General features: G+C 73.4%; 17 protein-coding genes and 1 pseudogene. 11 read left to right on the top strand and 7 right to left on the bottom strand.

Translation table 11 applies throughout. From position 1 onward, the window contains the following. Nucleotides 1-113: 113 nt before the first annotated feature. Nucleotides 114-1310, bottom strand: coding sequence for an MFS transporter (locus R2D22_RS03815; protein ID WP_318101218.1), 1197 nt, complete (start codon nucleotides 1308-1310; stop codon nucleotides 114-116). 21 nt (nucleotides 1311-1331) lie between these two features. After that, nucleotides 1332-3632, bottom strand: coding sequence for an FdhF/YdeP family oxidoreductase (locus R2D22_RS03810; RefSeq protein WP_318101216.1), 2301 nt, complete (start codon nucleotides 3630-3632; stop codon nucleotides 1332-1334). 324 nt (nucleotides 3633-3956) lie between these two features. On the opposite strand from R2D22_RS03810, the gene moaA reads away from it, so the two are divergent. The 4 genes and pseudogenes from moaA (at nucleotide 3957) to R2D22_RS03790 (ending at nucleotide 7734) form a co-directional block, all read left to right on the top strand. Beyond that, entirely contained in the window at nucleotides 3957-4997 is a 1041-nt protein-coding gene (gene moaA / locus R2D22_RS03805) for a GTP 3',8-cyclase MoaA (RefSeq protein WP_318101215.1), read from the top strand. Between the two features lie 31 nt (nucleotides 4998-5028). Then, nucleotides 5029-5328 (top strand): DUF6457 domain-containing protein, encoded by a 300-nt coding sequence (locus tag R2D22_RS03800; RefSeq protein ID WP_411976969.1) that lies wholly within the window; start codon nucleotides 5029-5031, stop codon nucleotides 5326-5328. A gap of 166 nt (nucleotides 5329-5494) precedes the next feature. Further along, nucleotides 5495-5845 (top strand): annotated as a pseudogene (locus R2D22_RS03795) (molybdenum cofactor biosynthesis protein MoaE); the annotation flags it as partial. Nucleotides 5846-5940: 95 nt separating this feature from the next. Next, nucleotides 5941-7734, top strand: a complete 1794-nt coding sequence (locus tag R2D22_RS03790; protein ID WP_318101213.1) for an FUSC family protein — start codon at nucleotides 5941-5943, stop codon at nucleotides 7732-7734. A gap of 11 nt (nucleotides 7735-7745) precedes the next feature. On the opposite strand, the gene R2D22_RS03785 is transcribed toward R2D22_RS03790, so the two are convergent. Then, the gene (locus R2D22_RS03785) at nucleotides 7746-10067 is read right to left on the bottom strand and encodes an FdhF/YdeP family oxidoreductase (RefSeq protein ID WP_411976968.1); all 2322 of its coding nucleotides are present in this window, start codon (nucleotides 10065-10067) and stop codon (nucleotides 7746-7748) included. A gap of 193 nt (nucleotides 10068-10260) precedes the next feature. Here R2D22_RS03785 and R2D22_RS03780 point away from each other — a divergent pair, with 193 nt between their 5' ends. From R2D22_RS03780 to R2D22_RS03765, 4 genes are all read left to right on the top strand, one after another. Beyond that, nucleotides 10261-11277: a Dyp-type peroxidase gene (locus R2D22_RS03780; RefSeq protein WP_318101210.1), complete on the top strand. Its 1017-nt coding sequence runs from the start codon at nucleotides 10261-10263 to the stop codon at nucleotides 11275-11277. Then, the gene (locus R2D22_RS03775; protein WP_318101209.1) at nucleotides 11274-12086 is read left to right on the top strand and encodes a family 1 encapsulin nanocompartment shell protein; all 813 of its coding nucleotides are present in this window, start codon (nucleotides 11274-11276) and stop codon (nucleotides 12084-12086) included. Before R2D22_RS03780 ends, R2D22_RS03775 begins: the two co-directional genes overlap by 4 nt. A 6-nt stretch (nucleotides 12087-12092) precedes the next feature. After that, nucleotides 12093-12728 (top strand): DUF1345 domain-containing protein, encoded by a 636-nt coding sequence (locus R2D22_RS03770; protein ID WP_318101208.1) that lies wholly within the window; start codon nucleotides 12093-12095, stop codon nucleotides 12726-12728. 103 nt (nucleotides 12729-12831) lie between these two features. Next, nucleotides 12832-14295, top strand: coding sequence for a phytoene desaturase family protein (locus tag R2D22_RS03765; protein WP_318101207.1), 1464 nt, complete (start codon nucleotides 12832-12834; stop codon nucleotides 14293-14295). A 64-nt stretch (nucleotides 14296-14359) separates the two neighbouring features. Here R2D22_RS03765 and R2D22_RS03760 read toward each other — a convergent pair whose 3' ends face one another. After that, complete coding sequence (locus R2D22_RS03760; RefSeq protein WP_318101206.1) at nucleotides 14360-14842, bottom strand: GreA/GreB family elongation factor; 483 nt, start codon at nucleotides 14840-14842, stop codon at nucleotides 14360-14362. 105 nt (nucleotides 14843-14947) lie between these two features. After that, nucleotides 14948-15334 carry a VOC family protein gene (locus R2D22_RS03755; protein WP_318101204.1) on the bottom strand — a complete coding sequence of 129 codons (387 nt, stop codon included), beginning with the start codon at nucleotides 15332-15334 and terminating at the stop codon, nucleotides 14948-14950. 130 nt (nucleotides 15335-15464) lie between these two features. On the opposite strand from R2D22_RS03755, the gene recQ reads away from it, so the two are divergent. After that, nucleotides 15465-17450, top strand: coding sequence for a DNA helicase RecQ (recQ, locus tag R2D22_RS03750; RefSeq protein WP_318101203.1), 1986 nt, complete (start codon nucleotides 15465-15467; stop codon nucleotides 17448-17450). Between the two features lie 46 nt (nucleotides 17451-17496). On the opposite strand, the gene R2D22_RS03745 is transcribed toward recQ, so the two are convergent. Then, nucleotides 17497-17952, bottom strand: coding sequence for a cupin domain-containing protein (locus tag R2D22_RS03745; protein WP_318101202.1), 456 nt, complete (start codon nucleotides 17950-17952; stop codon nucleotides 17497-17499). Between the two features lie 152 nt (nucleotides 17953-18104). Here R2D22_RS03745 and R2D22_RS03740 point away from each other — a divergent pair, with 152 nt between their 5' ends. Together R2D22_RS03740 and R2D22_RS03735 are read left to right on the top strand one after the other, a co-directional pair. Beyond that, a complete protein-coding gene (locus R2D22_RS03740) occupies nucleotides 18105-18998 on the top strand; it encodes a LysR family transcriptional regulator (RefSeq protein WP_318101201.1) in 894 nt (297 codons plus the stop codon). 36 nt (nucleotides 18999-19034) lie between these two features. Then, the gene (locus tag R2D22_RS03735; protein ID WP_318101200.1) at nucleotides 19035-19652 is read left to right on the top strand and encodes a DUF998 domain-containing protein; all 618 of its coding nucleotides are present in this window, start codon (nucleotides 19035-19037) and stop codon (nucleotides 19650-19652) included. Nucleotides 19653-19688: 36 nt separating this feature from the next. Here the strand turns inward: R2D22_RS03735 and R2D22_RS03730 are convergent, their stop codons facing one another. Further along, entirely contained in the window at nucleotides 19689-20441 is a 753-nt protein-coding gene (locus tag R2D22_RS03730; RefSeq protein ID WP_318101198.1) for a hypothetical protein, read from the bottom strand. Nucleotides 20442-20559 lie beyond the last annotated feature (118 nt).

The following is a 20559-nucleotide window of genomic DNA, read 5'->3' as shown; positions in this document are numbered from 1 at the left end:
TCGCTCCTCTTCCCGGAGCCCCTGCTCCGGAGTCGTTGTGCGGCTGAGGGGGTGCGACGGCCCCGACCGCCGACGGTACGACCCGCTGCCGGGGCCACGCCGCTCCCACGCCGTCACGGCAGGTCCCGGCGGCTGGACCAGGCGGTGAACGCCAGGCACAGCAGGCCCACGGCCGCCAGCCCGGCGAGCAGCGCCGGGTACGTCGCCGCCCCGGCCGTGACGGCGAGCAGCAGCGGTGTGAGAAACCCGGAGCCGGTGGCGCCGTGGTAGACGGACGCCGCCGAGGACCGGTCCTTCGGCGCCGCGAGACGATCCATCTCCCGCAGCCCCGAGGCCAGCGTGAGGCCGTACCCGGCCCCCAGGAGCACCGCCGCGGCCAGCACGAGCCCCGCCGAGTTCCCGTGCACGGCGTACGCGCTCACCAGCAGCCCGCCGATCACGGCGGCCATCGCGGTGAGCGTCGCCCGCGCGCTGTGCGCGTGGTCGAGCCGGACCGCCAGCGGCTGGACGGCGATGCCCACGAGCAGCGTCAGCGCCGTCACCGCGCCGCTGAACACCGGCGCGTACCCCGGCACCCGGTCGGCGACCAGCGGCGGCAGCACCACGTACGCCACGGTGGACGCGGTGAACACCGCCGGCGTGGCCGGCAGGACCACCCGTACGAAGCGTGGATGCCGCACCGCCCCGCGGCACAGCTGCGCGAACAGTGGCTCGGCCGCGCGTACACCGGACCCCGGCGGCGCGGTCTCCGGTACGCGGCCGGTCGCGCCGAGCACCAGCAGGGCGAGCAGCGCGTGCGTCAGCGGGGGCAGCACCGTCGGCCCCGGCAGCCACTCGGCCAGCGCGCCGGCCGTCAGCGCCCCCGCGGCGAAGCCGCCACCGGTCGCCCACGCCGCACGCCGCGATCCCGCACCGGGACGCCCCGCCCGCGCCGACAGCTCCCGCAGCCACGTGCCCCCTGCGGTCAGGACGACACCCGCTGCGAAGCCGGTGGCCGGCCGGCTGACGTACACCACGGACTGCTCCGCCGTCGCCGCCGCGAGCAGCGCGCTGGCCGCAGCCGACAGCGCCAGCGCGGACCGCACCACCCGCCGCCGGCCGATCCGGTTCGCCGCCGGCCCGCCGAGCAGCAGGCCGGGCAGGAGCCCCAACAGGTACGTGGTGAACATGGCGGCGACCGGGACGGCGGGCCAGTGCTCCCGCATCCGGTACACCACCGCGAGCGGCGTGAACTGGTTCGCGCCCCAGCCGGCCGCGAAGACCGCGGCCGCCGCCGGAAGCCAGTCGCGCACCGCGCGGGAGGAGAGCATGCCCGGGAGTCCCTTCGTGGGTCACGCGGTGGCCCGGGACGGTTCCAGCCGGACCAGGACGCCCTTGGAGGTCGGGCAGTTGCTGATGTCGGCGACGCTGTCCAGCGGCACCAGGACGTTGGTCTCCGGGTAGTAGGCCGCTGCCGAGCCGCGGCTCGCCGGGTACGAGACCACCCGGAAGCCCTCCGCGCGGCGCTCCCTGCCGTCGTGCCAGACGCCCACCAGGTCCACCAGATCGCGGTCCGCGAGGCCGAGTTCGGCGAGGTCGTCGGGATTGACCATGACGACCCGGCGGGCGTTGTGGATACCGCGGTAGCGGTCGTTCGCCGCGTACCAGACGGTGTTCCACTGGTCGTGCGACCGCAGGGTCTGCAGCAGCAGATGCCCCTTCGGGACGTCCGGCATCGTGAACGCGTTGCAGGTGAAGACGGCCTTGCCGCTCGGCGTCGGGAAGACGCCCGAGTTCACCGGGTTGGGCAGCTTGAAACCGCCGGGCGCGGCCACCCGTGCGTTGAAGTCCTCGAAGCCGGGCACGACCCGCGCGATCCGGTCCCGGACGGTGCCGTAGTCCGCCTCGAACTCCTCCCAGGGGACGGCCGGTTCGTCGCCGAGGGTGGCGCGGGCCAGCCGGCCGACGATCGCCACCTCGCTCAGCAGGTGCGGGGAGGCCGGCGGCAGCTTGCCCCGGGAGGCGTGGACCTCGCTCATCGAGTCCTCGACCGTCACGAACTGCTCGCCGGTCGCCTGGACGTCCCGGTCGCTGCGCCCCAGAGTGGGCAGGATCAGAGCCGTGTCGCCGCACACCGTGTGGGAACGGTTGAGCTTGGTGGAGACGTGCGCGGTGAGCCGGCACCGGCGCATCGCCTCCTCGGTGACCTCGCTGTCCGGCGTGGCCCGGACGAAGTTGCCGGCGACCCCCAGGAACACCTTGGCGCGGCCCTCGTGCATGGCCCGGATGCTGTCGACCGCGTCCAGGCCGTGGTGCGCGGGCGGGGTGAAGCCGAACTCGCGGCCCAGGGAGTCGAGGAACGCCTGCGGCATCCGCTCCCACACCCCCATGGTGCGGTCGCCCTGGACGTTGCTGTGGCCGCGCACCGGGCACACGCCCGCCCCCGGCCGGCCGATGTTGCCGCGCGCCATCAGGAAGTTGACGATCTCGCGGATCGTGGGCACGCCGTGCTTGTGCTGCGTGACGCCCATCGCCCAGCACACGATGATCTTCTTGCTCGCCAGGACCCGCTCGAACAGGGCCTGGATCTCACCGCGGTCGAGGCCCGTCGCCGCCAGGATGTCGTCCCACGACACCTTCCTGGCGTGCTCGGTGAACTCCTCGAAGCCCGTGCTGTGGGTGCGGATGAAGTCGTGGTCGAGGACGGTGCCGGGCGCCGTGTCCTCGGCCTCCAGGAGCAGCCGGTTCAGGGCCTGGAACAGGGCCAGGTCGCCGCCCGCCCGGATGTGCAGGAACTGGTCGGCGATCGGCGTGCCGCGGCCGAGTATCCCGCGGGCCTTCTGCGGGTGCTTGAAGCGCATCAGACCGGCCTCGGGCAGCGTGTTCACCGCCACCACCTGACCGCCGTTGCGCTTGGTCTCCTCCAGTGCCGAGAGCATCCGGGGATGGTTGGTGCCCGGGTTCTGCCCCACGACGAAGATCAGGTCGGAGTCGTGGATGTCGTCCAGGGAGACGCTGCCCTTGCCGATGCCGAGCGTCTCACCGAGCCCGGACCCGCTCGACTCGTGGCACATGTTGGAGCAGTCCGGCAGGTTGTTGGTGCCGAACGCGCGCGCGAAGAGCTGGAGGAGGAACGCCGCCTCGTTGTTCAGCCGGCCGGAGACGTAGAACAGCGCCTCGTCGGGGGAGTCGAGCCGCTTCAGCTCCGCGGCGAGCAGGCCGAACGCCTCGTCCCAGCCGATCGGCTCGTAGTGGGTCGCGCCCGGCCGCTTGACCATGGGCTCGGTCAGCCGGCCCTGCTGGTTGAGCCAGTAGTCGGACATGCCGTCCAGCTCCGCGATGGAGTGCTCACGGAAGAAGTCCCGGGTGACGCGGCGCGAGGTGGCCTCGTCGTTGATGTGCTTGGCGCCGTTCTCGCAGTACTCGTTCATGTGCCGCTTGCCCGGCGCGGGCTCCGGCCAGGCGCAGCCCGGGCAGTCGATGCCCTTGGGCTGGTTGATGTTCAACAGCGTCAGCGCGGTGCGCCGCGGGGACGTCTGGCTCAGGGAGTACTCCAGCGCGTGCGTCACCGCGGGAAGACCCGTCGCCCACGTCTTGGGCGGGGTGACCTTCAGATCGTCGCTCGGGTCCTCGACAACGCCGCTGCCGCTCATGTGCCGTCCGCCTCATTTCCGTATTTCCGGATCTCGCTGCGGGGGCAGCATCACGAAAATCCCGGTGAAATGTCAAAGAGGGGACTCCGATGATGTGATAGGCAACGCTTATCACCCGTCGTTGCGCCGTTGACCTGCGATTTCCTGTGCCAGGATAGGCGTCGCCGATCGGGGGATCGGCACTCCCTCTTTGACTTGCGCGGGGAATTGGCCGAGGGTTTTCGAGGAGTTCTGGAATGGAAATTCGGTGTTCGGTGTCCGGGAAATGGCGTCGAATTCCGGGAGGACCTGGCTGCCGCCCGGCAGAGGAAGAAGGGCAGAACCGTGCCGCGACCGCGTCGCGACCTCGGCGGAGAGCGTTCCGCGACCCGTGGCCCGGCCCCGCTGGTGGACCGCTTCGGCCGGGTCCACACCGACCTGCGGGTGTCCCTCACAGACCGGTGCAACCTGCGCTGCACGTACTGCATGCCGGCGGAGGGGCTCGACTGGCTGTCCCGGCCCGAGGTGCTGACCGACGACGAGGTCGTCCGCCTGGTCCGGGTCGCCACCGAACGGCTCGGGATCACCTCGGTACGGCTCACCGGCGGCGAGCCGCTGCTCCGGCGCGGCCTGCCGGGGCTCGTCGCCCGCCTCTCGTCCTCGGGCGCGACGCCCGAACTGTCCATGACGACCAACGGGATCGGGCTGGCGCGCACCGCGTCCGCCCTGCGCGAGGCGGGCCTGAGTCGGGTCAACGTCAGCCTGGACACCCTGCGGGCCGACCGGTTCGCCGAGATCACGCGGCGCGACCGGCTCCCCGACGTCCTCGACGGGCTGCGCGCCGCGCGCGACGCCGGGCTCGCCCCCGTGAAGATCAACGCGGTGCCGGTGCGCGGGGTCAACGACGACGAGATCCTCGACCTGACCGCGTTCGCCGTTCGCAACGGCTACCGGATGCGGTTCATCGAGTCGATGCCGCTGGACGCGCACGGCGCCTGGGACCGGGACCGGATGGTCACCGCCGCGGAGATCCTGGACCGCCTCGGCGAGCGCTACGAACTCGTCCCCCTCCATGCGCGGGACAACGCGCCCGCGGAGGAGTGGCGTATAGCCGGGACGGCCGGCCTGGTCGGCGTCATCGCCAGTGTCACGCGTCCGTTCTGCGGCGGCTGTGACCGGGTCCGGCTCACCGCCGACGGACAGCTGCGCAACTGCCTCTTCGCCACCGAGGAGTCCGACCTGAGGGCCCTCCTGCGCGGCGGCGCCGACGATGCGGCCCTGGAGGCCGCCTGGCGGACCTGCCTGGCCGGCAAGGAGCCAGGCCACGCCATCGGCAGCGCGGACTTCCGCCGGCCGGAGCGCCCCATGTCCGCCATCGGCGGCTGACGAGACTACGGCTACGAAGGAGTAGGTGAGCATGATGCGCCGATGGATCGCCGCGGCCCAGGAGGAGTTGGACGTCGACCTCGAGGTCGACGTCGCCGGTCTGCTCGACATGGCGAGGACCGTCGCCCACGAAGTCGCCCGCCCCGCAGCCCCGTTGACCGCCTTCCTGGTCGGCTACGCCGCGGCGCGAGCGGGCGGCGGCGAGGCCGCGGTCGCCGAGGCCAACGCGAAGGCGCAGGGCCTGGCGGAACGCTGGGCGGCGGAGCACAGCGACGAGGCCAGGACCGCAGACGACGCCGGGCACACCGGCGGTGCCGGGGGTGCGGCATGACCTGGGTGCGGGCCGGCGAGGGGTGCGGCATGACCGGGGTGCGGGCCGGCGAGATGAACGGCATGGCCGTGGCGCAGGCCGGCGAGATGAACGGCGGGGCCGCTGGTACGGCTTCGGCGGTCGGCGGTACCGCTCGCTCCGCCTCGGAGCCGGATCCGTGTGGTCGGGCGACGACGCCGCCGGCGGCATCGCCGTCTTCGTCGGCACGGTGCGCGACCACGACGGCGGCCGGGCGGTGACCCGGCTCGACTACAGCGCGCACCCCGGCGCGGAGGACGAACTGCGCAGGGTGGCCGAGAGAACCGCCGCCGACTTCCCGGTCCGCGCACTCGCGGCCGTGCACCGGACGGGGCCGCTGGCCGTCGGCGACGTCGCGGTGATCGCGGCGGTGTCCTGCGCGCACCGCGGCGAGGCGTTCGCGGCGTGCGAGCGCCTGGTCGAGGACCTGAAGCACGAGGTGCCGATCTGGAAGCACCAGGTCTTCGAGGACGGCGAAAAGGAATGGGTCGGTGCGTAGCACCGTCGTTGAGGGGGGTGGTCGGGCGACGGGAGGGCGGGTGGGGGTGTGCTGACGGTCCGTCCGAGGCCGCACACGAGTGATATACACCCCACATGCCCCGATTTCGCCCACCGCTCTCCCCCGCGACCGGGAGCGGCCGACGGCGCTCGGCGGCCCGGGTGGCGCGTGCGCTCTCCCCGCGCGGCGCGCTCGCCCTGCACAGCGTGGACGGCGCCCTGTCCTTCGCGCTGCGCGCCGCGCTGGCGATGGCGCTCCCGGCGGTGCCGATGGCCGTGGCCGGCCGGGCCGACCTGGCCGTCTACACGATGCTGGGCTCCTTCACCACGACGTTCGGCCGCAATCTGCCGTACCCGCGAAGGGCCCGGGTGCTCGCGCTGGTCGCGCTCGCGATGACAGCGTGCGTGGGCTGCGGTTCGGCGCTCGGCGCCTGGGCCCGCCCGCAGGACGGGGGAGCGGGCGCCGCCGTGGTGGTCGCGGCGACCGCCCTGGTCGCCGGTCTCGCCAAGTTCGCCTGCGACGCGGCGCGGCTGAGCGGGCTCGGCGCGGTGCTGCTGCTCTTCTCCTTCGCCGTCGCGGCCAACGGTTCGCCCGTCCCGTCCGATGTGCTCCCGCACACCGGCCTGGCCGCCCTGGGCGCGGCGGTGGCCTGGGTCCTCGGCGTGGCGGGCCGGCTCGTGCACCCCGACCGCCCGCAGCGGCTCGCCGTCGCCGCCGCGCTGCGCGAACTCGCCGCCCTGCTGGACGTGGTGGGCGCCGGGGACGCCGCCCGGGCGTCGCACGGGCCCGCCCGGCACCGGGCGACGGCCGCCGTGCTCCAGGCGTACGGGACGCTCGGCCTCCTGCCCCCGACCTCCGACGAACGAGCCGGCCGGGCGGGCCGGTCCGGGCGACGCGACGTCTGCGTACGGCTCACCGACCTGTCCTGGTCGCTGCTGACCGGCGCCGCCCGCCGTCCGCCGGACGACCCGGCCGTCCTGGCCGGGCATCTGCGGGTGCAGGTCCGCCTCCTCGTGAGCCGCCGCGTCCGGGACCCGGAGCTGCTGCCCGAACTGGCGGGGCCGACCTCCGCCGCGGAGGCCGAGGCCGAGCCCGCGCCGTCCGGGCCCACCACCCGGCCCGCCGCCGAACTGCGCGCCGCGGAACTGGTGACCGGTCGGAGTCACGGCGGTCACGGGCGTACGGCGGTGCTGCTGGTGCCCGCGTTGCGGATGGTTCTCGGCACCGGGATCGCGGGCGGCGCCGCGCTCGCGCTGGGGCTCGGCCATGGCTACTGGGCGGCGATCTCCGCCGCCGCGGTGCTGCACTCGATCAACGTGCGCACTGCGGCCCAACGGGCCGTGCAGCGCACCCTGGGCACGGTCGCCGGGCTGCTGCTCGCGCTCGGCGTGCTGGCCGCCGAGCCCGGTCCGGTGGTGCTGGTCCTGGTGATCGTGCTCCTGGAGTTCCTGCTGGAGTACGTCGTGGCCCGCAACTACGGACTCGGCGTCGTCTTCCTGACGCCGCTGGCCCTGCTGCTCAGCGACCTGGCCGCGCCCGCGCCCGCCGGCGCGCTCGTCCAGGACCGGGCGCTGAGCAGCGTCCTCGGGATCGCCGTCGCACTGCTCTGCGCGCTCGTCGTGGTCCACGACCACGCGGCCCTCCGAGCCGAGCACGCGCTTGCCGCGTGCACGCAGGCGGGCAGGCGCGCCGAACGGGCGCTGGAGGACGGTGCCGAGGCGACGTACCCGATCCTGCAGACCCGACTCGCCGCTGCCGTCGTGGAACTGCGCGAGGCCGACGACGCGGCGGCGGGCGAGCTCTGGCCGGCCGAGATCGACCCGATCGAACTCGCCGCCGCCGAGCAGCGCGCGTACCTGTTGCTGGAGCGGCTTGCCCAGGGCCGCTGAGGAGCCTGAGCTCAGGGGTTGGGGGAGGCCGGGCTGATGGTCACGTTGACGTGCTTCATGATCGGCTGGTCGCTCTGGGTGCTGTAGTCGCCCAGCGCGCAGAGCACGTTCATCTCCGGCATGTACCCGGCCGCGCAGCCGCGCGGGATGTCGTACGGGACGGCCAGATACCCCTTGAGGTACCGATGGCTGCCGTCCCTCGCGGTGCTCGTGATGTCGACCGGACCCATGTCCTCGATGCCCCGCTCGCGCATGTCGGCCCGGTTCATGAAGACCAGCGTGCGAAGGTTCTTGATGCCGCGGTAGCGGTCGTTGTCGGAGTAGATCGTGGTGTTCCACTGGTCGTGCGACCGCATCGTGCCCAGCGCGAGGGTGCCCTCGGCAGGAACGACGTCGGGCAGCGCGGCGGAGGAGAACTCGGCGCGTCCGGACGGCGTCAGGAAGACCAGCTCGCGGGCGGGCTGCTTGATGCGGAAGCCGAGCGGCAGCCGCACCCGCCGGTTGAAGTCCTCGAATCCGTCCAGGGCCTTGGCCATGGTGTCGCGGATCCGGTCGTAGTCCTCGATGTACCAGGCCCACGGCGTCTCGCTGTCGGGCAGCGCGGCGCGCGCCATGCCGGCGACGATCGCCGGCTCGGACAGCAGGTTCGGCGAGGCGGGCCGCTTCATGCCGAGCGACAGGTGGACCATGCTCATCGAGTCCTCGACCGACGTGCTCTGCACGCCCTTGCGCTGGTGGTCCTTCTCGGTGCGGCCCAGGCAGGGCAGGATCAGCGCCTGGCGGCCGTGCACGATGTGACTGCGGTTCAGTTTGGTGCTCACCTGGACGGTCAGTTCGCACTTGCGCAGCGCCGCGTACGTGTAGGGGGTGTCGGGCGCGGCGAGCGCGAAGTTGCCGCCCATGCCGACGAACACCGTCACGTCGCCACTGTGCATCGCCTTGATCGTGTCGACGGTGTCCAGGCCGTGCGCGCGCGGCGGATCGATGCCGCAGACCTCGCCGAGCCGGTCCAGGAACTCGTCCGACGGGCGGTGGTCGATGCCGCAGGTGCGGTTGCCCTGGACGTTGCTGTGCCCGCGCACGGGGGAGGGGCCGGCGCCCTCCCGTCCGAGGTTGCCGCGGAGCAGCAGCAGGTTGACGATCTCCCGGACGGTGTCGACGCCGTGCTCGTGCTGGGTGAGCCCCAGGCACCAGCTGACGATGGTGCGGTCGGCCTCCTCGTACACCCGGGCCGCCTTGAGGACGTCGTCCCGGCTCAGCCCGGACTGGCGCTCGATCTCCTCCCACTCGGTGGCCTCGCACAGCGCCCGGTACTCCTCGAAGCCCGCGGTGTGGCGGTCGACGAACTCCTGGTCCAGGGCCTTGGGGTCGGTCACGGACTGTTCCAGGATCGCCTTGGCCATGCCGCGGATCAGCGCCATGTCGCCGCCGATCCGCGGCTGCAGGTTCAGCGTGCTGGTCTTCGTCGTCTTGAACAGGGCCATGTCGGTGAAGTCGTGCGGCACGATCGTGCGTGTCGCCGCGGCCTCGACGAGCGGGTTGACGTGCACGATCTGGGCGCCCCGGTGGTACGCCTCGGCGAGCGCCGTGAGCATCCGGGGGGCGTTGGAGGCGGCGTTGACGCCGAAGATGAACAGCGCGTCCGCGGTCTCCCAGTCCTTCAGATCGACGGTCCCCTTACCGGTCCCCAGGGACGCCTGGAGGGCCCGCCCGCTGGCCTCGTGGCACATGTTGGAGCAGTCTGGCAGATTGTTCGTGCCCAGCTCACGGGCCATCAGCTGGTAGAGGAAGGTGGCCTCGTTGCCGAGTCGGCCCGAGGTGTAGAACGACGCCCGGTTCGGGTCGTCCAGTTCGCGCAGCGTACGGCCGACGAGCTCGAAGGCCTCCTTCCAGCTGATCGGGACGTACCGGTCCGACTCGGGGTCGTAGACCATCGGTTCGGTCAGCCGGCCCTGGTCCTCGAGGTCGTAGTCGCTCCACTCGGACAGCTCGGTCACCGTGTGGGCGGCGAAGAACTCGCGGCCGACCCGCTTGTGGGTCATCTCCCACGTGACGTGCTTGATGCCGTTCTCGCAGATGTCCAGGTGGAGACCCTTGGTGTCGTCCGGCCAGGCACATCCGGGGCAGTCGAACCCCGTGTTCTCGTGGTTCATCTTCATGATCGCCCGCGGGCCGTCCACCAGCGCGCGTTCGCTCATGAGGAAGCGGGTCACGCTCTTCGCCGCCCCCCAGCCCGCGGCCGGGTGGTGGTACGGGTGGAACTCCGGCTCCCCCTGTGGAACGGGCCCCACGCGGGGCTCCACGGCATCCTGCTCTTCCTTGCTGGTGGTCACGATGCTCAACCCTTCCCAGGGGGCAAAAGGGGATGGAAACACGCTTTCGGGCAGGCTATGCCCGCCGGTGCGGGCCTGCCACCGCGCCGACTCCCCGGCGCCGTCGCCGGGCTGCGACCCGTCCGGCTCGCGGCTAGGGTCGGCCTATCGCCTTTGCCGGTTTTGTCGCTTCTCGCGGTCCGACGGGAGTCACATGGTCGCACCCCAGCCCGTCCCCCAGTCCGCCCCTCAGCGCATCCTCGCGCCGCCCGCCAAGGCGGCCGTGTTCCTCGTGGCCACGATCGCCCCCGGAGGCGAGGCCGTCGTGCGCGAGGGGCTCCAGGACCTGGCGGGGCTGACCCGCTCGGTGGCGTTCCGTTCCCCCGACGACGCGCTCACCTGCGTCGTCGGTCTCGGATCCGACGGATGGGACCGTCTCGTCGGCGGACCCCGCCCGCGCGACCTGCACCCCTTCGAGCCGCTCCAGGGCCCCCGCCATCGCGCGCCCGCCACACCCGGCGACCTGCTCTTCCACCTCCGCGCACGGCGCATGGACCTGTGCTTCGAACTGGCCAGGCTCATCGTGGACCGGCTCGGCCCCGCCGTGACCGTCGTCGACGAGGTCCACGGCTTCAAGTACTTCGACGAGCGCGACCTGCTCGGCTTCGTCGACGGCAGCGAGAACCCCGGCGGCACCGCGGCGGCCGGAGCCGTCCTCGTCGGCGACGAGGACCCGCGGTTCGGCGGCGGAAGCTACGTGATCGTGCAGAAGTACGTGCACGACCTCACGGCCTGGGACTCGCTCACCGTCGAGCAGCAGGAGCACGTCGTCGGCCGCACCAAGTCCGCCAACGTCGAACTCCCCGACGGCGTCAAGCCGTCGAACTCGCACGTCGCCCTGACCACGATCGTCGACGACGACGGCACCGAGCGGCAGATCATGCGCGACAACATGCCGTTCGGCCGGGCCGGCAGCGGCGAGTTCGGCACGTACTTCATCGGCTACGCGCGGACCCCCACGGTCACCGAGCGGATGCTGCGCAACATGTTCCTCGGCGACCCTCCCGGCAACACGGACCGCATCCTCGACTTCTCCCGGGCCGTCACCGGCGGCCTGTTCTTCGTGCCGAGCGCCGATCTCCTCGACGACCTCCCCGCCGCGCCCGCCGAAGCCCCCGCCCTCGCGGACTCCCTGGGCATCGGCAGCCTGAAAGGAGTCCGGGCCGGATGACGACCCCCACCACGAACAACCTGCACCGCGAACTCGCCCCGATCACCCCCGAGGCCTGGGCCGAGATCGAGGAGGAGGCCCGCCGCACCTTCCGCCGCCACGTCGCCGGACGGCGCGTCGTCGACGCCCCCGACCCGGCCGGCCCGGAGCTGGCCGCGGCCGGCACGGGACACCTCTCGGACCTGGCAGCGCCCGCCCCGGGCGTTGTCGCCCGGCTGCGCGAGTCCCGGCCGATCGTCGAACTCCGGGTGCCGTTCACCGTCACCCGGGCCGCCGTCGACGACGTCGAGCGCGGCGCGAAGGACTCCGACTGGCAGCCCGTCAAGGACGCGGCGCGCACCCTGGCCTTCGTCGAGGACCGGGCGATCTTCGACGGATACGAGGCCGCCGGCGTCGAAGGACTGCGCGACCGGTCGTCCAACCCGGTGCTGCGGCTGCCCCCCGAGCCGCGCGACTTTCCCGACGCGGTCAGCCGGGCCCTCACCTCGCTGCGGCTGGCCGGCGTCGACGGTCCGTACGCGCTGCTGCTCGGTGCCGACGAGTACGCCGCGGTCAGCGAGACCTCCGACCACGGCTACCCGATCGCGGCCCACCTCGGCCGGATGCTCGACGGCCCGCCGATCTGGGCGCCCGCCCTGCGCGGCGCGTTCGTGCTGTCCACCCGTGGCGGGGACTTCGAGCTGCGGATCGGCCAGGACGTGGCGATCGGCTACGCGGGGCACGACGCGCACGGGATCGAGCTGTACCTGCACGAGACGCTGACGTTCCTGACGTACACGGACGAGGCCGTCGTCGTCCTCGAAGCCTGAGCCGCGATGAGCCCGTGGGCCGAGCTCTCGGTCGTCCCCCGCGTCTTCGGTGCCCTGACCCTCGGCGTGGCCGTCGGTCTGGCCGTCGGCCTGCCGACGAACGCCCCGCTGGGCGTGCTGGCCGCCATCGCGTCGGCGGAGACCTTCTTCGTCGCGACCGGCTGGCTGGTCCTGTGGCCCATGGACGCGGACGCCACCCGGCGCAACGCCCGGCGCGAGGAGTTCAAGCCCGTCGTCGAGGAGTTCGCCGTGGTCAGCACTGCCGTGTGCGGGCTCGGTGCCATCGTGCTGCTGCTCCTCGTCGACAAATCGGGCCTGAGCCAGGCCGCAGCCGCCCTGGCGCTCGCCGGCGTCTTCATGACGTGGTCGGCGCTGCACCTGATGTACGCCTCCCGATACGCCTACACCTACTACAGGCCGCCCGGGGGTGGGATCGACTTCAACACCGAGGAACCGCCGCGGTACATCGACTTCCTCTACTTCAGCTACAACCTCGGCATGACGTACCAGGTTTCCGACACGAGCGTCTCCTCGACCGAACTGCGCGCGGTCGTCCTGCGACACTGCCTGCTGTCCTACGTGTTCGGGACCAGCACCCTGGCCACCGCGATCAACCTCGTCGTCGGGATCTTCACCGGCTGACAGCCGGGCGGACACCGCGGCCGGGACCGCCGCGACCCGCGTTCCGGGCCGGTGTCAGACTCGGACGCATGGGATCCACGACGCCGCCCCCGGACACCGCCTCATGACGACCGCCGTCATCGTGGGCGGCGGGCCCAACGGGCTCGCCGCCGGGGCCCTGCTCGCCGAGGCGGGACTGCGGGTCACGCTCCTGGAGGCCGCCGACGAGGTCGGCGGCGGCACGCGCAGCGTCGAGGCGATCCTGCCGGGGCTGCTGCACGACCACTGCTCGGCGATCCACCCCATGGCCGTCGGCTCGCCCGTGCTCCGGCACCTGGACCTGGAGCGGCACGGGCTGCGCTGGCGGCTGCCGGAGATCGACTGCGTCCATCCCCTGGACGACGGGACGGCCGGGGTCCTGCTGCGCTCAGTCGAGGAGACCGCCGCGGGGCTCGGCCCGGACGGCGACCGCTACCGGGCCCTGACGGCCCCCTCGGTGCGACGGTGGGACGCGCTCGCCGAGGACGTGATGGGCCCGCTGCTGCGGATCCCCTCGCACCCGCTGCTGCTCGCCCGGTTCGGGCTGCCGACCGTACTGCCCGCGGCCGCCCTGGCCCGTCTCTTCCGGACGCCGCAGGCCCGGGCCCTGTGGGCCGGTGTGGCAGCTCACGCGTACCAGCCGCTGTCGCACCCGTTCAGCTCGGCGATCGGGCTCGGCATCCTCACCGCCGGGCACGCGGCGGGCTGGGCCGTGGCCGAGGGCGGCTCGCAGTCGATCGCCCGCAGCCTCGCCGCCGTCCTGCTCGCGCACGGCGGCACGATCCACACCGGGGTGCGGATCCGCGACCGGCGCGAGATCCCACCGGCGGACGTGACGCTCCTCGACCTCGACCCCGGCCAGGTCGCCGCGCTGTACGGCGACCGGCTGCCGGCCCGTGCGGCGGCCGCGTACCGCCGGTTCCGGCGCGGCCCCGGCGCCTTCAAGGTCGACCTGGCCGTGGCCGGCGGCGTGCCGTGGACGGACGAGCGGGCGCGGCGGGCGGGCACCGTGCACCTCGGCGGCACGTTCGACGAAGTGGCCCGGACCGAACGGGACGTGACCGAGGGGCGGATGCCCGAGCGGCCGTTCGTCCTGGTCGGCCAGCAGTACCTGGCCGACCCCGCCCGGTCGGTCGGCGACGTCCACCCCGTCTGGACCTACGCCCATGTCCCGCACGGCTACGACGGGGACGCCACCGAGGCGATCCTGCGGCAGATCGAACGCTTCGCGCCCGGCGTACGCGACCGGATCGTGGGCCGTCACGTCACCCGCCCGGCCGACTTCGCCGCCGCCAACCCCAATTTCGCGGGCGGCGACGTCCTCACCGGGGCGAAGACGGTTCCGCAGCTCGTCCTGGGCCCCCGTGCCGCGGTCGACCCGTACGCCACCTGCGTGCCCGGCGTGTACCTGTGCTCGGCCGCCACCCCGCCCGGCCCGGGCGCGCACGGCATGTGCGGCGCCGGAGCCGCCGCCTCGGCGCTGCGCGGGCTCGGCATCCGTGCGGCCTGGGCGAGCGGTCAGGAGCGCCACCAGGGCTCGCGTACGTAGAGGCTCTTCCGGGCGACGTCCTCGGCCGGCTTCGTCTCGGTCCGTACCTCCGGCACGGCGGGTGCTAGGCCGCGCCGCCCGCGGCGCCGATCGACAGCACGACGGCGGTCGTCCGCCCGGCGGGCGTGGCGTAGGCGACGGTGTCACCGGCACGGTGGCCCATCAGGGCCCGGCCGAGCGGGCTGTCCGCGGTCACCATGGTCCCGTCGTACGCCTCGGCGACCTCGCCGATCTGGACGGTCTGCTCCGTGCCGTCGCCGAAGCGCACCGTCACCGAGCTGCCCACGCCGACGGCGTCGGTACGGGCGGGGCCGGCGACGCTCCCCTCGCGCAGCCGCCCTTCGATCTCGCCGATGCGCCGGTCGAGCCGGTCCAGTTCCGTGCCTCGCTCCAGCTCGTCGGCCTGGTCGGCCCGGTCGCCGGTCTGGTCGCCGCCGCCGTCCCGCAGGGTGACGGCGACGGCCTCGCGCTCGGTGCGCAGGTCGGCGAGCTCGCGCTCCAGCGCCTCACGGGCGACAGCGCTGATGGGTTCGGGTCCACCGGTCATTGCAGTTCCCGTCGTGCAGGCGGCAAGGTGAGGGTCGCCGAAAAAGCGACAATCCGAACGTAGCAGGCGAATCGCTGCATCGCGGGCGCGGACTGCGCCGCCCGGCTACCGCTGGTGCACGATCTGGATGAGGTTGCCGCAGGTGTCGTCCAGCACCGCGATGGTGACCGGACCGGCCTCCATGGGGTTCTGGGTGAAACGCACGCCGAGGGCGCTGAGCCGCTCGTACTCCTTGTGCACGTCCTGGACGGCGAAGGCGGCGGCCGGGATGCCGTCCTCGACGAGCGCCGCCTTGTACGGCTTCACCGCGCGGTGGCCGTCCGGTTCGAGCAGCAGCTGCGTGCCGTCCGGGTCCTCGGCGGAGACCACCGTCAGCCACCGGTACTCGCCCACGGGGACGTCCTCCTTCTTCACGAAGCCCAGGACGTCGGTGTAGAAGCGGAGCGCCTTCTCCTGGTCGTCGACGAAGACGCTGGACAGATGGATCCTCATGCGGGGTCCTCCGGAATGTCGCCGAGAGCCGCCGGGCGGGAGCCCGCGGCCTGTCTTCACCATCGTGCACGTTGTCCACAGGCCCGGTCGGGCGGCCCGGGGTGTCGGCGCGGGCCGCTAGGCTTTTCGGATGGCCCTCACCGACGCTTCCCCCGAGACCTCCGACGCACTGCGGGTGCTCCACCGCGTCTTCGGGTACGACTCGTTCCGCGGCGAGCAGCAGGAGATCATCGAGCAGGTCGTCGCGGGCGGCGACGCGCTCGTGCTGATGCCGACCGGCGGCGGGAAGTCGCTCTGCTACCAGATCCCGGCTCTGGTCAGAGACGGCACGGGCGTCGTGATCTCGCCGCTGATCGCGCTCATGCAGGACCAGGTGGACGCGCTCACCGCCCTCGGGGTGCGGGCCGGATTCCTCAACTCCACGCAGGCCCCGCACGAACGGCAGGCCGTCGAGCAGGCCTTCCTCGCCGACGAGCTGGACCTGCTCTACCTGGCGCCGGAGCGGCTGCGCACGGAGGGCACGCAGCGCCTGCTCGACCGCGGCAAGGTGTCGCTCTTCGCGATCGACGAGGCGCACTGCGTCGCCCAGTGGGGTCACGACTTCCGACCCGACTACCTGGCCCTGTCGATGCTGCACGAGCGCTGGCCGAAGGTGCCGCGGATCGCGCTGACCGCGACGGCCACCGAGGCCACCCACGCCGAGATCGCCCAACGGCTCGGCCTGGAGGACGCCAAGCACTTCGTCGCGAGCTTCGACCGGCCGAACATCCAGTACCGCATCGTCCCGAAGAACAACCCGCAGAAGCAGCTCCTCGAACTGGTCCGGACCGAGCACGAGGGCGACGCCGGAGTCGTCTACTGCCTGTCGCGGGCCTCGGTGGAGAAGACGGCGGCGTTCCTGGTGGAGCAGGGCGTCCAGGCCGTGCCGTACCACGCGGGGATGGATGCCCGGGACCGCGCCGCGAACCAGGCGCGCTTCCTGCGGGAGGACGGGGTCGTGGTGGTCGCCACGATCGCCTTCGGCATGGGCATCGACAAGCCGGACGTGCGCTTCGTCGCCCACCTCGACCTGCCGAAGTCCGTCGAGGGCTACTACCAGGAGACCGGCCGCGCCGGCCGCGACGGCGAGCCCGCCACGGCCTGGCTCGCGTACGGCCTGCAGGACGTGGTCCAGCAGCGCAAGCTCATCGACGGCTCCGAGGGCGACGACGCGCACCGCCGCTCCCTCGGCATGCACCTGGACGCCATGCTCGCGCTGTGCGAGACGGTCGCCTGCCGCCGGGTGCGCCTGCTGGCGTACTTCGGCCAGCAGGGCGAGCCGTGCGGCAACTGCGACACGTGCCTGACGCCGGCCGAGTCCTGGGACGGCACGGTCGCCGCGCAGAAGCTGCTCTCCACCGTGTGGCGGCTGGCCAAGGAGCGGCGGCAGAAGTTCGGCGCGGGCCAGATCATCGACATCCTGCAGGGCAAGAAGACGGCCAAGGTCATCCAGTTCGACCACGACGGCCTCTCGGTGTTCGGCGTCGGGGCCGATCTGAGCACCCAGGAGTGGCGCGGAGTCGTCCGCCAGCTGCTGGCGCAGGGACTGCTGGCCGTCGAGGGCGACTACGGGACGCTCGTGCTGACGGAGGCCAGCGGCGAGGTGCTCGGCGGCCGCCGCAGCGTGCCGATGCGGAAGGAGGCCGTGCAGGCTTCCCCGTCCCGCAAGGCCTCCGGCGGGCGCTCCGGGAAGGGCGCCCGGGTGCCGGTCGACCTGCCGGAGGCCGCGGCGCCGGTCTTCGAGGCGCTCCGCGCCTGGCGGGCCGCGACGGCCCGCGAGCAGGGCGTCCCGGCGTACGTCGTCTTCCACGACGCGACGCTGCGGGAGATCGCGACGCGGCTGCCGGCGACGGTCGCCGAGCTCGGCACCGTCGGCGGCGTCGGCGAGGCCAAGCTCGCCAAGTACGGCGAGGGCGTCCTCGAAGCCCTGGCGGGGTCCGGCGAGGGCGGGAGCACCGCCCCCGCTCCGGCGGCCTCGGCGCCCGCCCCCGCCGCGACCCCGGCGGCCCCGCCGGCGCAGGACCACGACGAGCCGCCCTTCGACGAGGAGGAGCCGCCGTGGGACGACTGGGAGTAGTCCGCCGGTCGCCCGGCACGTCCGGGGACACCGTCACCGTCCGCCGTCACATGAAGTGGACGTCGTACCGGTCCTGTTCGGGCAACAGGCCGTCGAACGGCTCCAGGCCGTGCTGGATGCGGCTCAGCGCGCGGAAGTAGCCGAAGCGGTCGACGCCCGGCGTCAGGACCGCGAGGAGGTCGGCGGTCGAATCCGGCGCGGCCTCGAAGGAGTGCGTCATGCCGGGCGGGACGGCCACGAGACCACCGGACGTGACGGTCGTGGCGCGACCGTCCAGGGTGAAGCGCATGACGCCGTCGAGGACGAGGAACAGCTCCGTCGACCGCTCGTGGAAGTGGGGGCGGGCGCCTGTCGCGCCCCTGCCGAGCGTGAGGCGGTTGGCGCCCAGCGCGCCGCCGGTGTCGCTCGCGTCGGCCAGCAGGTGGAACGCGCCGCCGTGCGGCAGCGCCAGCTGCTCGGCCGCCCCGGCCTGCACGATCAGCGCCTTGCCCGTCTCGGTCATCGTCCTCGCTCCTTCTCGTCCGACGTTCGTCCGTCCGCTTCATTCGATCCCGGGAAGAAGCGGCGAACCAGCGGCGGTTGACGGAGGGAGCGATCACCGTTCGCGATGAATGGCGCCCATGGCGCCAACGAGAGACGGGGAGGGGGAGCCGGGTGGAGCTGCGGCAGCTGCGCTACTTCGTGGCCGTGGCCGAGGAGGGCGGCTTCGGGAGGGCCGCCGAGCGGCTGACCATCGTCCAGTCGGCGGTCAGTCAGCAGATCGGCCGACTGGAACGCGAGCTGGGCGTCGTGCTCTTCGACCGCACGACGCGACGGGTGCGGCTCTCCGGCGCGGGCGAGCGGCTGCTGCCCGAGGCGCGCGCCGTGCTCGCGGCGGCCGACCGCACGGCCCGTGTGGCCGCCGACATCGTCGCGGGCGACGACGGCGTCCTGCGGCTGGGCGGCATCCACGCCCCCGGGGACCGGATCGACCGCATGCTGGCCGAACTCGCCGCCGCCGCACCGGGGTTGCGGCTCAGTCTGCGACGCCTGCCGGTCGCCGCGCGGCTGGCCGCCGTACGCGACGGAGAACTGGACGCGGCGCTCGTCAGGGCGGCGTCGTCCGTGCCCGGCCTCGAACTACTGCCGCTGTGGCGCGACCCGCTGTACGCGGCCCTGCCCGCGCAGCACCCGCTCGCCGCCGAGCCGGTGCTGCGCCTGGAGCAGCCCGCCCGCCTCCCGCTGCGGCTCGCGCCGCGCGACGCCAACCCGCCCTTCCACGACCTGATCACCGGCGCCCTGCGGGCCGTCGGCGTCGTCCCCGTCCCCGGCCCGGCGTTCAGCGACCTGCGGGCCACGCTCACCGCGATCGGCACCGACCCGGAGCCCTCGTGGACCGTCTTCTACGAGGTGCGCGGCCTGCCGACGGCACCCCGCGTCGCCGTTCGGCCGCTCGCCGCTCCCACCGTCACCACGTCGCTGGCCGTCCGCCCCGGCCCGCCGGGCCCCGCCCTGCGGCACCTGCTGGGTGCCCTGCGCGCGGTCGGCTCGCCGGACGAGGCGGGGTGAGGACACCGGCACTTATGGACGTTCTAGGCTGTACCGATGCGAACAGTGCCAAAATGGGCCTTGTTCTCGTCGGGATGCGCGCCGCTCCTCCTGGTAGGTGGCTGGACGATCGCGGCGGTACTCGAAGGGCCCGCCTACGACCCCGTCACCCAGACGATCAGCGTCCTGGCGGCCTACGGCGCCTCGGGATTCTGGGTCATGACCGGGGCCCTCTTCGCGCTGGGGATCTGCCACCTGCTGACCGCCTGGGGCCTGCGCCCCGCCGCGCGCGCCGGCCGGCTCGCGCTGGCCGGCGGGGGAGTGGCGGCGCTGGTGGTGTCGTTCGTCCCGACACCGAGCAGCGGGGGTTCCCTGCGGCACGGCTCGGTGGCCGCGGCCGGCTTCGCCCTGTTGGCGCTCTGGCCGCTCCTGGCGGCCGTCCGCGACAGGGCCGCCGCGCCCTGGGGCCTGCGGCCGGTACCCGCCCTCACGGCGACGGCACTGATGTGCGGCGGCGCGCTCTGGTACCTGTTCGAGACGCGTACCGGCGGCGCGGCGGGCGTCGCCGAACGCCTCGTGACGTCCCTGCAGTCGCTGTGGCCCTTCGTGGTCGTCGCCTCCTGCCTCCGACCCTGGAACACCCCGCCGCCGGACCGCCCCGATCCGGGCGCCTGACGGGTCGGTCCGGCCGCCCCGTCAGGCGCCGCCCCGTCAGGCCGTCGCGTCCCAGGCCGTCGTCAGCCCGTCGAGCCACGCGGGCGGCAGTTCGGCGGCGTCCCACTCCTCCCGCAGCGCCGCCGGCGCCACGGCGAGGCGCTCCAGGACGGCGACGCAGGTGGGGGAGTGGAGCAGCGAGTAGCGGCCGTGGATCGCGATGGGGCTGCCGGGCCCGTACTCCGCGAACAGCCGCTCCAGCCGGACGCGGTGCGCCGACGCGAACTCGGTGAGCCGCCCCGCGTACCCGGCGCGCGCCCGGGGGCCCATCGTGCCGAGCACGGCGACGAGCACCTGCTCGGAGACCTCGGGGTCGAGGTCGGAGACCGCGGCGAAGGTGAGATGGAGCGGCGTCACCGCCACCTTCGCCCGCTCGATCTCCATCCGCCCGACCCGGGTGCGCGGGTCGTCGTCCTGCTCGGCGGCCGTGTCGGAGCCGACGGCCTGCCGTAGTGTCCGGCCGGCGATCCCGTCCAGCTCGTCGGCGACGGCCCGGGCCCCGTCGAGCCAGCCGGCCGCGTAGAGCTCGCCCTTTTCCGCCGGGGCGTCCCCCATGATCCCGCCCGTGCCGCCGCCCCCGCCGATCTCCCGGTGCGCGACGGCGAGCGCCCCGGCCTCGACGAGCCCGATCAGTTCCTCCGCGTCCCCGGCGTAGACCCCGGCCCGGCCGAGGAGCTGGACCAGCGTGATCTTCGCGTTGAGCACGCTGACCGGGTCCAGCCGCTGTCGGCCTCCATCGGGGGCGTTCATGAGTCCTCCACGTCACATAGGCGCCGAGCCGAGCCTACGTTCCCCGCCCCGGTCGTCGCGGGGAGGCCCGCGGCCGATGCGCGGGCGGGGCCGATGAGAGGGGGGCGGTCGATCGGAA

Origin of the sequence: Streptomyces sp. HUAS YS2 (assembly GCF_033343995.1) — a bacterium.
In the GTDB taxonomy this organism is placed as follows: domain Bacteria; phylum Actinomycetota; class Actinomycetes; order Streptomycetales; family Streptomycetaceae; genus Streptomyces; species Streptomyces solicathayae.
Note: the sequence above shows the minus strand (reverse complement) of the source record. Positions and strands in the feature narration are given on the sequence as shown.

Bases quoted from the DNA above. Each gene is read 5' to 3' on its own strand.
- R2D22_RS03775 (WP_318101209.1), top strand. From the start codon at position 11,274: ATGACGACCCCCACCACGAACAACCTGCACCGCGAACTCGCCCCGATC.
- R2D22_RS03730 (WP_318101198.1), bottom strand. From the start codon at position 20,441: ATGAACGCCCCCGATGGAGGCCGACAGCGGCTGGACCCGGTCAGCGTG.
- recQ (WP_318101203.1), top strand. From the start codon at position 15,465: ATGGCCCTCACCGACGCTTCCCCCGAGACCTCCGACGCACTGCGGGTG.
- R2D22_RS03780 (WP_318101210.1), top strand. From the start codon at position 10,261: ATGGTCGCACCCCAGCCCGTCCCCCAGTCCGCCCCTCAGCGCATCCTC.
- R2D22_RS03755 (WP_318101204.1), bottom strand. From the start codon at position 15,334: ATGAGGATCCATCTGTCCAGCGTCTTCGTCGACGACCAGGAGAAGGCG.
- R2D22_RS03760 (WP_318101206.1), bottom strand. From the start codon at position 14,842: ATGACCGGTGGACCCGAACCCATCAGCGCTGTCGCCCGTGAGGCGCTG.
- R2D22_RS03770 (WP_318101208.1), top strand. From the start codon at position 12,093: ATGAGCCCGTGGGCCGAGCTCTCGGTCGTCCCCCGCGTCTTCGGTGCC.
- R2D22_RS03765 (WP_318101207.1), top strand. From the start codon at position 12,832: ATGACGACCGCCGTCATCGTGGGCGGCGGGCCCAACGGGCTCGCCGCC.
- R2D22_RS03800 (WP_411976969.1), top strand. From the start codon at position 5,029: ATGATGCGCCGATGGATCGCCGCGGCCCAGGAGGAGTTGGACGTCGAC.
- R2D22_RS03735 (WP_318101200.1), top strand. From the start codon at position 19,035: ATGCGAACAGTGCCAAAATGGGCCTTGTTCTCGTCGGGATGCGCGCCG.
- R2D22_RS03745 (WP_318101202.1), bottom strand. From the start codon at position 17,952: ATGACCGAGACGGGCAAGGCGCTGATCGTGCAGGCCGGGGCGGCCGAG.
- R2D22_RS03790 (WP_318101213.1), top strand. From the start codon at position 5,941: ATGCCCCGATTTCGCCCACCGCTCTCCCCCGCGACCGGGAGCGGCCGA.
- R2D22_RS03810 (WP_318101216.1), bottom strand. From the start codon at position 3,632: ATGAGCGGCAGCGGCGTTGTCGAGGACCCGAGCGACGATCTGAAGGTC.
- R2D22_RS03815 (WP_318101218.1), bottom strand. From the start codon at position 1,310: ATGCTCTCCTCCCGCGCGGTGCGCGACTGGCTTCCGGCGGCGGCCGCG.